This is a genomic window from Micromonospora sp. NPDC050187 (assembly GCF_044459745.1).
GTDB lineage: Bacteria > Actinomycetota > Actinomycetes > Mycobacteriales > Micromonosporaceae > Micromonospora.
This window is the reverse complement of record NZ_JBITJH010000031.1, coordinates 45,073-57,611: the sequence shown is the minus strand read 5'-3', so window position 1 is coordinate 57,611 and position 12,539 is coordinate 45,073. Positions and strand designations below refer to the sequence as shown.

Below are 12,539 nucleotides of genomic sequence, written 5' to 3'. Positions count from 1 at the left end.
CCCAGGTTCTCCAGCTTCGACTCCTGCAGGCTGGTGGCGATCGCCACCACGGCGGCCCGCTCGTCCATACCGGCCTTCTTCGTCGCCTCGACGATCGCCTTCACGTTCGCGGTCTGCTCGGCGTCCAGCGGGATCCGCGACTGCCCGCCCGGCACACCGTTCGGCACCAGCTTCCCGGTGTCCGGCTTCTCCGCCTGCACCGCGGCCACGGGCGTGGCCGGGGCGGCGTGGGCCGACGTGTCCAGCGCGGTGCCGACCGGACCACCGACCACACCACCGGCGAACGCCAGACCAGCCACACCGAGAACAGTCTTACGCAGCATCGTGTTCATGGGGGAACTCCAATCGGGGGATCGACACACCCGGCACGGGGGACACCGGGCACACGAGCACCGTCACGGCACCCGAACAAAGTCAAAAAGGGGGGATCACTCCCACCGGCGGAAGGCCCTCACGCTGCCCGTCCACACCGGCGAACCATGTACAACGACCCGCCACCCGCCGGCATTCCACCGACCAGGCCCGCGCACCCCACCCACCAGCAGGGCGACTCCTCGGCCGTCGACCCGGTACAACCACCGGCCCACCCCCACCATTCCCGACCGCCACCCGACCGAAGCGACCCCGACACAGGCGACAAAGTGGCATAGACCGGACAGACGCTGCCGAGGGGCGGCGCCCCGGGGGTGCCGTTCCCGCCAGACGACGCAAACGGGAACCCACGCCAAAAAATAGACGAACGCTGACGCCAGGGGCAGCGGAGTCGAGGGGGTGGCCAGTAGGACATAGACCATGACGAACACCCTCGACCGCCGTACGCTGCTGCGCGTCGCTGGCGCCACCACCGGTACCGCCGTCCTCGCCGGAACGGTGGTGGCCACGACCGTTCCCGCCCACGCGGCCGGCGGGGTCTTCCGGCACGGGGTCGCCTCCGGTGACCCGTTGCCCGACGGCGTCCTGCTCTGGACCCGGCTCACCCCCACCGACGAGGCGCTACCGGGCTCCGGAAAGGGACCGGACGTGCAGGTGTCCTGGCAGGTCGCCGCCGACCCGGACTTCCAGGACACGACGGCCGAGGGCGTGACGTCCACCGGGCCGGGGCGGGACCACACGGTCAAGGTGGAGGTGGCCGGCCTGGCCCCGGACACGACCTACTGGTACCGCTTCGGGTACGCCGGCACCTGGTCCACAGTCGGCCGGACGACGACCGCGCCCCCGCTGGACGCGGCGGTCGAGCGGCTGCGGTTGGGCGTCGTCTCCTGCGCGAACTGGGAGGCCGGCTGGTTCTCGGCGTACCGGCACCTGGCTGCCCGGGACGACCTGCACCTGGTGGTCCACCTCGGCGACTACCTGTACGAGTACGGCACCGGCCAGTTCGACGCCGGCGGTACGGTGGTCCGCCCGGTGCAGCCGGCACACGAGACGCTGACCCTCGCCGACTACCGGGTCCGGCACGCCCTCTACAAGACGGACCCGGACCTCCAGGCGCTGCACGCGGCAGTGCCCTGGGTGATCACGTGGGACGACCACGAGGTCGCCAACGACCAGTGGTCCGGTGGGGCGGAGAACCACACCCCGGGCACGGAGGGGGACTACGCGACGCGGCTGGCCGCCGCGCGGCAGGCGTACTTCGAGTGGATGCCGGTGCGGGCCGGCACGGACGGGGCCATCCACCGGCGGCTGCGGTTCGGGCAGCTCGCCGAGCTGTCCATGCTGGACCTGCGGTCGTACCGGTCGCGGCAGGCCTCCGGTACGGCGGTGGACGACCCGGCGCGCACGATCACCGGGGACGCGCAGATGTCCTGGCTCAAGGCGGGCCTGGCCGGTTCGCCGGCCCGCTGGAAGCTGGTCGGCAACCCGGTGATGATGGCCCGGCTCAGCCTGGGCGCGCTGCCGGCCTGGCTGCTCGGCCCGCTGCGCGAGCTGCTCGGCATCCCCGAGAACGGCGCGGCGCTCAACCCGGACCAGTGGGACGGCTACAACGCCGACCGCAACGAGCTGGTCGACCACCTGCGGGCCACCGGTACCAGGGACGTGGTGTTCCTGACCGGTGACATCCACTTCTCGTGGGCGAACGAGGTCACCACCCGGTCGACCGCGCTGTCCGGGCCGGTCGCCGCCGAGTTCGTCGTCCCCTCGGTGACCAGCGACAACGTCAACGACTTCCTGGGCCTGCCGGCGAACAACGCGCTCAGCGCCCTCGGCGCGACACTGATCCGCTCCACCAATCCGCATGTGCGGTGGACGGAGTTGGACGGCCACGGCTACGGCGTCGTGGAGGTGACCCCGCAGCACTGTCGGATGGACTGGTACCACCTGTCCGAGCGGACCAGTCCCACCAGCGGCAGCGCCTGGGTGGCGGGCTGGTCGGTGGCGACCGGATCGGCCCGGCTACGTCAGGAGTACGGCCCGCTGTCCTGAGGACACGTCCGGCCGGGCCCCGGAGGTGAGGGGCCCGGCCGGATCGGGGGTATCAGGTCACCAGACCCGCTGGACGATGTCCGCGGCCTGCTCCTCCCACTGCGCGTACGCGAACGGGTAGGCCGAGACCTGCACGGTCTGCGCGGCCACGGTCAGCGGGGCCTCCTGCCAACCACGGACGTCCTTGAGCGCCTCGAAGAACGCGGTCGAGGCGTACTCGGGGTCGGTGATCTGCTCGGGCGAGCCCCATCCGGTCGACGGACGCTGCTGGAACAGGCCCTGCGAGTCGTGGTCGTTGACCACGCCGAGGTGGCCCAGGTTGTAGAGCTTGGACTCCTGGAGGGCGGTGGCCACGCCGATCACGGCGCCCCGTTCGCCGACCCCGGTCTCCTTGGCGGTCTCGACGATGGCCTTGGCGTTGGTCAGCTGTGCGTCGTCGAGCGGGATGCGCGACTGTGCGCCCTGCACGCCGTGCGGGACGAGACGGTCGGTGTCGGGCTTCTCGGACGGCTCGTCCGATTCCGCCGCGTCGGCGCGGACGGGTTCCGGCGCGGTGACGGCGTCCGTGCCCTGCGGGCTACGGTTCTTGCCGGTGGCCAGGTCGATGGCGGCCACCGCGTCCGGGTGCGGCCCGCCGGTGAACGGCTCGGCGTACGCGGCCGGGGCGAGAGCCAGTCCGCCCAGTGCGACCACACCGGCGAGGCTGAGGACGGTCCTGCGGTTCGAGGTCTTCGCGATGGCGGGGAGCCATCGGGTGAAGTGCGACTTCACGATGGTTGCCCTTTCGATCGGTGGACGTGCCGGACGGAGGTCCTGCCGTACCCGACCGGGTTTGGATCCGGGGGTACGGGGAACACAACCAGCTTGCCGTGTCCGGCATTCCGGAAATGTCGACGGGTCGTCCGGATGCGGACCGCGTCACGTCACCGAAACCGGACATCGGGTGACGGGCCGACCACTCGGGGTCAGTGCGCCTCACCGAATCGGACGACGCAGTGCCAGAGTTGCTTGAGGTGTTGAAGGGTGACCGCCGCCGGTCCCCGGTCGGCCCACCGCCCGGGCTCGGTGACCACCGAGGCGGCGGCCCGGCCGATCAGCGCCGCGTCGACGCGCGTGCCCGGCCGACCGAAGCCGTCGAGCACCCGGGCGGCCAACGGCGGGATCACCGGTCCCCGGAACTCCGGATCGACCCGGTCGACGGGCAGCGCGAACCCTCGGTGCCAGTGCAGCGGAAAGCCGTAACGGCGGGCGAGAGCCGCCAGCGTCGCCCCGCACGCGGTGCCCCGGAAGGACGGGTCGGCCACCAGCGCCTCGACGTCGCGGCCCAGGTCGACACCGCCGTGGACCTGGGCCTCGACGTAGTCGTCGAGGGACCGGGCCGGCTCGCCCGGCGTCCAGCCGGCCCGGTGGCGACGGGCGAGCAGGGTCCGGAGCAGGGTGGCGGTGTCCATGCCGGTCACCCCGAGGCAGTCGCCCCCCTCGTCGGTGGTGCGCACCAGCGCGGCGAGCACCGGCTCGAAGACGTCGATCGTGCCGACCACCGTCGGGCCCAGGTGACTGTCGCCGACGCAGAACGTGGTCCGGGCGAGCACCGTCGGACGCAGCCGCAGGTGGCAGGAGCCGAAACGGGGGCAGGCGCCCTCCGGGTGCCCGAGCAGGTCGAGACCGCCGTAGATCGGTCGCTCGGCGAGGCGTACCCCGGTGGCCTGGTACGCGCCGCCGAAGAGCGCCGCCTCCCAACGGTCCCGGTCGCCGCCCGGGTACGCGGTCAGCCCGCCGTTGGAGATGCCGGTCTCGAACTGGCTGCGGTAGACACCCTCCTCGGCGAGCGCGTCGGCCACGGTCCGGCCGTCGGCCAGCAGCCGGTCGGGGTGAAAGTTCAGGGTCAGCCCCCCGCCCTCGACGATCGCCTCGATCACCCGTGCCGGCTCCCCGGGCACGTCACAGCCGGCCAGCACGCGGGCGATCGAGGTCAGGACGGCGGGTCGGTCGCGCCGGGCGACCGCGCGGACGTGGTCCAGCGCCGCGCGTTGCGCGCGGGTCAGCGGTGCGTACGCCGCAGCCGCCCCGGCCGTCCGGGAGGAGGAAACATCCACGCCGCCGAGTATCTGCAACGCACCCGCCACCCCGCCCTCGGTTTTTCCCGCCCCAGCCCCGCCGCACCCCTGGTAGGGGCGTGCGGCGCGGGCTGGGGTGGTAGCAGGGGACCCCTGTTACCGCTTTTTGCGTAACAGGGGTCCCCTGCTACCACCCCCCAACGGAAGGCGTTCAGTGGCCGCGGGCGAGCCAGGCGGGCAGGTGAGGGGCTTCGGCGCCGATGCTGGTGCTGTCGCCGTGGCCGGTGTGCACGACCGTATCCGGCGGGAGGGTCAGCAGCCGGTCCCGGATGGAGTCGACGATCGTGCCGAAGTCGCTGTACGACCGTCCGGTCGCCCCGGGGCCACCGGCGAAGAGGGTGTCGCCGGTGAAGACCGCAGTGAGCTCGGGGGCGTGGAAGCTGCACGCGCCCGGGCTGTGTCCGGGGGTGTGCAGCACGCGCAGGGTGGTGCCGGCGACCTCGATCGTGTCGCCGTCGCGCAGTTCACCGCCGGGCGGCACGTCCGGGTGGACCATGTCCCAGAGCACCCGGTCGGCGGGGTGCAGCAGCACCGGCGCGCCGGTTGCCCGGCTCAGCTCCGGGGCCACCCGGACGTGGTCGTCGTGGGCGTGCGTGGCCAGGATCGCCCGGACCTGCCGCCCCGCGACGGTCCGCAGGATCGCCTCGACGTCGTGCGGGGCGTCGAGCACGACGCACTCGCTGTCGTCGCCGATGACCCAGACGTTGTTGTCCACGTCGAAGGTCTGGCCGTCGAGGGAGAAGGTACCGCTGGTGACAGCGTGGTCGATCCGGGCCGGCATCAGAGGACCACCACCGAGCGGAGCACGTCGCCCGCGTGCATCCGGCCGAAGGCGTCCTCGACCTGGTCCAGGCCGATCTCCTCGGTGACGAACGCGTCGAGGTCGAGCCGGCCCTGGAGGTAGAGCTCGGTCAGCAGCGGGAAGTCGCGGCTGGGCAGGCAGTCGCCGTACCAGCTCGACTTGAGGGCTCCGCCCCGGCCAAAGACGTCCAGCAGCGGCAGGTCGACGGTCATCTCGGGGGTGGGCACCCCGACCAGCACGACCGTGCCGGCGAGGTCGCGGGCGTAGAAGGCCTGCTTCCAGGTCTCCGGGCGTCCCACGGCGTCGATCACCACGTCGGCGCCGAAGCCGCCGGTGGCGGCCCGGATCGCCTCGACCGCGTCCTCGGCGGAGGCGTCGACCGTGTGCGTGGCCCCGAACTTCCGGGCCCAGTCGAGCTTGCGGGGGTCGCGGTCGACGGCGACGATCGTCGTCGCGCCGGCCAGCACCGCACCGGCGACCGCCGCGTCGCCGACGCCGCCGCAGCCGATCACCGCCACCGAGTCTCCCCGGCCGACCCCGCCGGTGTTCATCGCCGCGCCGAGCCCGGCCATCACGCCGCAGCCGAGCAGGCCCACGGCGGCCGGACGGGCCGCCGGGTCGACCTTGGTGCACTGTCCGGCGTGGACCAGGGTCTTCTCGGCGAACGCGCCGATGCCCAACGCCGGCGTGAGTTCGGTGCCGTCGGTGAGGGTCATCTTCCGGCTCGCGTTGTGGGTGTTGAAGCAGTACCACGGGCGGCCCCGGCGGCAGGCACGGCAGTCGCCGCAGACCGCCCGCCAGTTGAGCACCACGAAGTCGCCGGGGGCTACCCCGGTGACCCCCTCCCCCACCTGTTCGACGATGCCGGCGGCCTCGTGACCGAGCAGGAACGGGTAGTCGTCGCTGATGCCACCCTCCCGGTAGTGCAGGTCGGTGTGGCACACCCCGCAGGACTGGACGCGGACGACGGCCTCCCCGGGCCCCGGATCCGGCACGACGATCGTGGCAACCTCGACCGGTGCGCCCTTGCGTCGGGAGATCACTCCCCGCACTTCCTGGCTCACGCGCTCCCCCTCGTTCTCCGTCGCGCCGCCGCGCCACGGGTTCGTGGATCATGTCCACCTGGCAACCTACTCCGGTGTCCCCGCCCCGGCCCAGAACACCCGGGAACAACCCCGGAAGGGCGAGGCGGACGAGCATCGTCGGCCGGTCAGCCGGGACCGGTCCAGAAGTCGGCGACCACCCGGCTGAAGTCCTCGGCGCACTCCACCTGTGGCAGGTGGCCGCAGCCGGTGAAGAGGTGGGTACGGGCGTGGGGCAGCCGGGCACGGGCCGCCGCGAGGTGGGTGACGGGCAGGATCAGGTCCCGGTCGCCCCAGGTGACCAGCACGGGCAGCGGCAGCGCGGCCACCGCGTCGAGCAGGGCGGTCCGCCACTGCGGGTGGACGCCGCGCAGCCCGCCGAGGCTGCGCAGGGTCTCCAGCATCACCCGGGCGGCATGTGGCTCGCGCGCCATGGCGAGAGCATGCGCGACCCGGGCCTCGGTGGCGTGCACCGGGTCGTGGAACAGCGACCGGGTCGCCCGGCGGGCGGTGAGCCGGCTCGGCCGCAGCAGCATCCGCCCGAGCGGGCGGATGGCCAGGATCCGCAGCGCGAGGGCCACCTCCCGACCGAAGCCGGCGCTGTTGACCAGCACCAGGCTGCCGACCCGGGCGGGGTCGCGGACGGCCAGTTGCATGGCGACGGCTCCGCCGAGGGAGTTACCGACCAGGTGTGCCGGGCCGGCGATCCCGACCGCGTCGCAGAACTCCGCCACCGCCTCGGCCAGCGCCGGCAGGGTGTGCGGTACGGGCAGGGGCGTGCTGTGGCCGTAGCCGGGAAGGTCGAGGGAGTGGACCCGGAACCGGTCATGGAGCAGGTCGTGTTGTTCGGTCCAGTCGTCGAGGCTGCGGCTGATGCCGTGCAGCAGCACCACCGGCGGCCCGGCCCCGTCGACCCGGTAGCGGACCCGACGACCGGCGACGGTGAGCCAGGTGGCGGTCATGCCCGGTCCTGCCGGGACGCGGCGGATCGTCGGGTGCCGAGGGCGAGCAGCCGGCCGTAGGAGCCGGGCAGGATCCGGGCCATCAGGTCGGGCAGGGTCGCCGACCAGCCGATCAGCACCCGGCCCCGGCGGCGGCGCACGCCGTCGAGGATGACCTCGGCGGCCCGGGCCGGGTCGATGGTGAGCAGCTTCTCGAACTGGCGGCGGCCGGCCTCGTACTCGTCGGGGTCGACGCCGCTGCCGACCCGGGCGCTGGCGGCGATACGGGTGCGGATGCCGCCCGGGTGCACGCAGGTGACGCCGACGCCGTCGGGGCCCAGTTCGTGCCGCAGCGCCTCGGTGAAACCGCGGACGGCGAACTTGCTGGCCGCGTAGGCGGCCTGGCCGGGCGGGGCGATCAGACCGAAGAGGCTGGAGACGTTGACCAGGTGCGAGCCGGGTTCGGCCTTCAGGGCGGGCAGCAGCGTGTGGGTCAGCTGCACCACCGCGCGGAAGTTGATGTCGATGACCCAGGAGAACTCCTCCAGGGTCACCTCGTCGAACCGGCCGCCCAGGGCGACACCGGCGTTGTTGACCAGCAGACGGATCTCCGGGTACGCGGCGCGTACCGTCTCGGCGACCCGCGCGGTGGCCCCGGCGTCGGCCAGGTCGACCACGTGGGTGTCGACCCGGAGGGCGGGGTGCGCGGCCCGCACGGCGGCGGCCACCTCGGCGAGCCGGTCGCCGTCCCGGTCGAGCAGGACGAGGTGGCTGCCCCGGCGGGCCAGGCCGTGGGCGAGGGCCGCGCCGATGCCCCCGGCCGCGCCGGTGACCACCGCGGTGCCGTCGGTGAAGACCAGGTCACGCACGGGACGCTCCCCCGGTGGCGACCGGCGCGGTGGCCCGCGAGAAACGCACCCCGTCGTCGACCGGGCCGTGCCGCATCGTCACCACGTCCCGGGGATAGTTCTGGTGCAGCCGCCACGGCGCGGCCGGGCCCTGCTTGGGCAGGACGTCGACGCTGCGCAGCACGTATCCGGAGCGCAGGTCGATGATGGGTTCCAGCCGGTCGGTGTCCGGGGCGAGCGGAGTGCAGACCTGGTGGCCGTGCCGGTCCATGTGGCGCAGCAGCCGGCAGACGTACCCGGCGACGAGGTCGGCCTTGAGCGTCCAGGAGGCGTTGGTGTAGCCGAGGGTCATCGCGAAGTTCGGCACGCCGGAGAGCATCATGCCCTTGTAGGCGACGGTGCGGGCCAGGTCGACCCGGTCGCCGTCGACGGTCAGCTCGATGCCGCCGACGGCGAGCAGGTTCAGGCCGGTGGCGGTGACGATCACGTCGGCCGGCAACTCCCGGCCGGAGGCCAGGCGGATGCCGGTCGCGGTGAACGTCTCGATCGTGTCGGTGACCACCTCGGCGCGGCCGGACCGGACGGCGGCGAATAGGTCGCCGTCCGGGACCACACAGAGCCGCTGGTCCCAGGGGTCGTACCGGGGCGAGAAGTGCCGGTCGACGTCGTAGCCGGCGGGCAGTTGCCGGCGCACGCCGCGCCGCAGTACCGACCGGGCCAGTCGGGGGGCGCGGCGGCTGAACTGGAACATCGCCGTGGTGGCCAGCACGTTCTTCCACCGCACCAGGGAATGGGCGAGGTGGGCAGGCAGCCGACGACGCAGCGCGTCGGCGAGCCGGTCCCGTGACGGCAGGGAGACCACGTAGCCGGGCGAGCGTTGCAGCATGGTGACGTGGGCGGCGCGGCCGGCCAGCGCCGGGACGAGGGTGACGGCGGTCGCGCCGCTGCCGACCACCACCACCCGGCGTCCGGTGGGGTCGAGGTCGTCGGGCCAGTGCTGCGGGTGCACGATCCGGCCGGTGAACTCCTCGGCGCCCGGGAAGTGCGGGGTCCAGCCCTCGTCGTAGCGGTAGTAGCCGGCGCACGCGTAGAGGAAACGGCAGGTGAGGACCACAGTCTCGGCGGTGTCGGCGCGGTGTGCCCGGACCGTCCAGCGGGCGTCGACGCTGGACCACTCGGCGGCCACCGCGCGGTGCCGGAACCGGATCAGTGCGTCCACGCCGTACTCACGGGCGGTCTCGCGGACGTACCGGCGGATCGATTCGCCGTCGGCGATGGCCCTGGGGTCGGTCCAGGGGCGGAAGGAGTACCCGAGGGTGAACATGTCGGAGTCGGACCGGACGCCGGGGTAGCGGAAGAGGTCCCAGGTGCCGCCGACTGCGTCCCGGCCCTCGAGGATGGCGACGGTCTTCTCCGGAGCGCTGCGGCGCAGGTGGCAGGCGGCACCGATCCCGGAGAGGCCGGCACCGACGATGAGCACGTCAACGTGGTCCACTGCCATGCCCGCTCCGTTCCCACGAGACGTGACCACCGGTCGACGGACCGGCACTACCGGACAGTAACCAGCACGGTCGGCCGGGTCAACGCCGGACGGGCACGGCCGGTCACCGTACGGTGATGGACCGTGCCGGCCCGGTCAGGCGGTCTCGCCCGGCACGAGGCGACGGTAACGCCCATCCAGGGTCTCGCCGAACCAACCGTCGACGCTGGCCATGCCGCGCTCGTTGAGCTGGGCATCGTGGATCGGGAAGATCCGCGCCGGGTCGACCGCGCGGGCGAAGTCGATCGCCTCGGTCAGTTTCAGCCAGGACGCCTGCGCCGGTACGAGCAGGGTCTCCACCGGGACGTCCGGGACGTGCAGCGAGTCGCCCGGGTGGTAGAGGCGGTCGTCGACGAGGTAGCCGAGGTTGGCGCACTCGGGCTGCCCGTCGTGGATGGTGGCGTGCCTGCCACCGACGGCGCGCACGGTGAACCCGGCGGCCGTGAAGCGCTCCCCGGGGTCGACCCGGATCACCGGCAGCGGGGCGAGGTCGCCCAGCCGGGCCTCCGACGGCACGTGCACCGGGACGCCCAGCCCGGCCAGCCGCAGCACGTCGACGTGGTCGGTGTGCTCGTGGGTGACCAGGACGGCGTCCGCGCCGGCCAGGGCGCGCGGTTCGCTCCAGGTGCCCGGGTCGATGACCAGCACCCGCCCCTCGTGTTCGAGGCGGACGCAGGCGTGGGTGAACTTGGTGACCTTCACCGGGGCACCGTACGCGGGCCGGTGCGGCTCGGGTGTCCCGCCCGGTGCGCGACGGGCGGCGACGGCGGTCGGCGGGTGGCCGTGCGCGAACGGCGGGTGCGCCGCGCGGGGCGACGCGTCCGGGCATGATCGGGGCATGGACCGAGGACCGGCGCGGGGACACCGGCGGGTGCCGCACACCGCCGACGTACGGGTGGAGGCGTGGGCGCCGACCCGGGAGGGGTGCCTGGCCGAGGCGGTCGCCGCCGTGGTGGAGAGCTTCGCCGACGTCGGCGGCGCCGCGCCGACCGGCACGGCCGGGTTCGACGTGCCGGCGGGGCGCGACGAGGACCTGCTGGTGGGCCTCCTCGACGAGGTGGTCTTCCGGTTGGAGACCGAGGGGACGCTGCCGGTGGCGGCCGAGGTGGCCGACACCGGCGACGGCGGCCTGCGGGTGCGGTGGCGGACGGTCGGCACCGACACCGTGGAGCTGGTGGGCGCGGTGCCGAAGGCGGTGTCGCTGCACGGGCTGCGGTTCGACCGGGACCCGACGGGCTGGTCCTGCGCGGTGACGCTGGACGTCTGACCGGCCGCACCTGCCGGTCGTCAGTCGGCCCGGGCGTCTGCGGTCGGCGGGCGGGTCGGCGTTCGACCAGGCCGACCGGTACGACGGGTGGCGGGCGGGTCAGCCCTTGACCACGCCGAGCGGCACCAGCCGGGCCACCCGGCGGCACAGCCCGGCCCCCTCGGCGGCGTCGACCACCGCCGTGACGTCCTTGTACGCCTCCGGCATCTCCTCGGCCAGGCCACGCCAGGAGGTGCCGCGCACCGCGACGCCCCGGGCCGCCAGGTCGCGGCGCAGGTCCTGGCCCCGGACCGTCCTGGTGGCCTCCTTCCGACTGCGCACCCGGCCCGCGCCGTGGCAGGTGGAGGCGAACGCCGGAGCGCCGGTCACCCCGGTGAGCACGTACGAGGGGGTGCCCATCGAGCCGGGGATCAGCACCGGCTGCCCCACCGGACGCAGGTCGGCGGGGAGGTCCGGGTGTCCGGGCGGGAACGCCCGGGTGGCCCCCTTGCGGTGCACGCAGAGCCGGCGGGTCGACCCGTCGACCGGATGGGTTTCGATCTTGGCGAGGTTGTGCGAGACGTCGTAGACCAGGTCGAGGCGGGCTCCGGCGACCCGGGTGAAGACCCGACGGGCGGCCTCGGCGAGCAGCTGCCGGTTGGCCCGGGCGTAGTTCGCGGCGGCGGCCATCGCGCCCAGGTACGCCCGCCCGGCCGGGGAGTCCACCGGCGCGCAGGCGAGCTGACGGTCCGGCACCTCGATGCCGTAGCCGGGCATGACCCGTTCCATCGCCCGGACGTGGTCGGTGCAGACCTGGTGGCCCAGCCCCCGCGAACCGCTGTGCACCATCACGCAGACCTGGCCGGTCCGCAGTCCGAACGCCGTCGCCACCGGTTCGTCGTACACCTCGTCGACCGCCTGCACCTCCAGGAAGTGGTTGCCGGAGCCGAGGCTGCCCACCTGCCCCTGCCCCCGCTGCACCGCCCGGTCGCTGACCTGGGCCGGGTCGGCGCCGCCGACCGCTCCGTGGTCCTCGCAGCGGTCCAGGTCCGCCTCGACGCCGTGGCCCCGCTCGACGGCGTACCGGGAGCCACCGCGCAGCACCGCGTCCAGTTCGGCGCGGTCGGTGAGGTGCCACACCGCGCCCCGGCCCATCCCCCGGGGAATCGCCGCGTCCAGGCCGTCCAGCAGCGCGTCGCGCAGCCGGGGGACGTCGGCACGGGTCAGGTCGGCGGCGAGCAGCCGCACGCCGCAGGAGATGTCGAACCCCACCCCGCCCGGGGAGACCACCCCGCCGGCGTCCACGTCGGTGGCGGCGACGCCCCCGATCGGGAAGCCGTACCCCCAGTGCACGTCGGGCATGGCGTATGCGGCGCCGACGATGCCGGGCAGGGTGGCGACGTTCGCCACCTGCTCCAGGGACCGGTCCTCGCCGAGGTCGGGCAGGAGCGCCCGCGCGGCGAAGACCACCCCGGGCACCCGCATCGGACCGTGCCGGTCGATCCGGAACCGGTACGCCGACTCCTCCACCAGCTCCACGTC

Annotated in this window: 11 protein-coding genes and 1 pseudogene; 2 read left to right on the top strand and 10 right to left on the bottom strand. The window is 73.7% G+C overall.

Annotated elements, in window-relative coordinates; all coding sequences use genetic code 11:
- A pseudogene (locus tag ACIBJE_RS29415) lies at positions 1-332 on the bottom strand (hypothetical protein); the annotation flags it as partial.
- Positions 333-792: 460 nt separating this feature from the next.
- Between ACIBJE_RS29415 and ACIBJE_RS29410 the strand changes: the two are divergent.
- Positions 793-2,421, top strand: coding sequence for an alkaline phosphatase D family protein (locus ACIBJE_RS29410; protein WP_396753532.1), 1,629 nt, complete (start codon positions 793-795; stop codon positions 2,419-2,421).
- A gap of 57 nt (positions 2,422-2,478) precedes the next feature.
- On the opposite strand, the gene ACIBJE_RS29405 is transcribed toward ACIBJE_RS29410, so the two are convergent.
- The 8 genes from ACIBJE_RS29405 to ACIBJE_RS29370 all read right to left on the bottom strand — a co-directional run bounded on the left by ACIBJE_RS29405 (position 2,479) and on the right by ACIBJE_RS29370 (position 10,453).
- Positions 2,479-3,192: a hypothetical protein gene (locus ACIBJE_RS29405; protein WP_396753531.1), complete on the bottom strand. Its 714-nt coding sequence runs from the start codon at positions 3,190-3,192 to the stop codon at positions 2,479-2,481.
- A gap of 194 nt (positions 3,193-3,386) precedes the next feature.
- Positions 3,387-4,517: a DUF3626 domain-containing protein gene (locus ACIBJE_RS29400; protein ID WP_396753530.1), complete on the bottom strand. Its 1,131-nt coding sequence runs from the start codon at positions 4,515-4,517 to the stop codon at positions 3,387-3,389.
- Positions 4,518-4,689: 172 nt separating this feature from the next.
- Complete coding sequence (locus ACIBJE_RS29395) at positions 4,690-5,319, bottom strand: MBL fold metallo-hydrolase (protein ID WP_396753529.1); 630 nt, start codon at positions 5,317-5,319, stop codon at positions 4,690-4,692.
- Positions 5,319-6,404 (bottom strand): S-(hydroxymethyl)mycothiol dehydrogenase, encoded by a 1,086-nt coding sequence (locus tag ACIBJE_RS29390; RefSeq protein ID WP_396753528.1) that lies wholly within the window; start codon positions 6,402-6,404, stop codon positions 5,319-5,321. Before ACIBJE_RS29390 ends, ACIBJE_RS29395 begins: the two co-directional genes overlap by 1 nt.
- A 146-nt stretch (positions 6,405-6,550) precedes the next feature.
- Positions 6,551-7,384, bottom strand: coding sequence for an alpha/beta fold hydrolase (locus tag ACIBJE_RS29385; protein ID WP_396753527.1), 834 nt, complete (start codon positions 7,382-7,384; stop codon positions 6,551-6,553).
- Entirely contained in the window at positions 7,381-8,232 is an 852-nt protein-coding gene (locus ACIBJE_RS29380; protein ID WP_396753526.1) for an SDR family NAD(P)-dependent oxidoreductase, read from the bottom strand. The genes ACIBJE_RS29385 and ACIBJE_RS29380 overlap by 4 nt, the downstream gene beginning before the upstream one ends.
- Positions 8,225-9,712 (bottom strand): flavin-containing monooxygenase, encoded by a 1,488-nt coding sequence (locus ACIBJE_RS29375; RefSeq protein ID WP_396753525.1) that lies wholly within the window; start codon positions 9,710-9,712, stop codon positions 8,225-8,227. The genes ACIBJE_RS29380 and ACIBJE_RS29375 overlap by 8 nt, the downstream gene beginning before the upstream one ends.
- Positions 9,713-9,847: 135 nt before the next feature.
- Positions 9,848-10,453, bottom strand: a complete 606-nt coding sequence (locus ACIBJE_RS29370) for an MBL fold metallo-hydrolase (protein ID WP_396753524.1) — start codon at positions 10,451-10,453, stop codon at positions 9,848-9,850.
- A gap of 136 nt (positions 10,454-10,589) precedes the next feature.
- On the opposite strand from ACIBJE_RS29370, the gene ACIBJE_RS29365 reads away from it, so the two are divergent.
- Complete coding sequence (locus ACIBJE_RS29365) at positions 10,590-11,018, top strand: archease (RefSeq protein WP_396753523.1); 429 nt, start codon at positions 10,590-10,592, stop codon at positions 11,016-11,018.
- 99 nt (positions 11,019-11,117) lie between these two features.
- On the opposite strand, the gene ACIBJE_RS29360 is transcribed toward ACIBJE_RS29365, so the two are convergent.
- The gene (locus ACIBJE_RS29360; RefSeq protein WP_396753522.1) at positions 11,118-12,536 is read right to left on the bottom strand and encodes an RtcB family protein; all 1,419 of its coding nucleotides are present in this window, start codon (positions 12,534-12,536) and stop codon (positions 11,118-11,120) included.
- Positions 12,537-12,539: the final 3 nt, after the last annotated feature.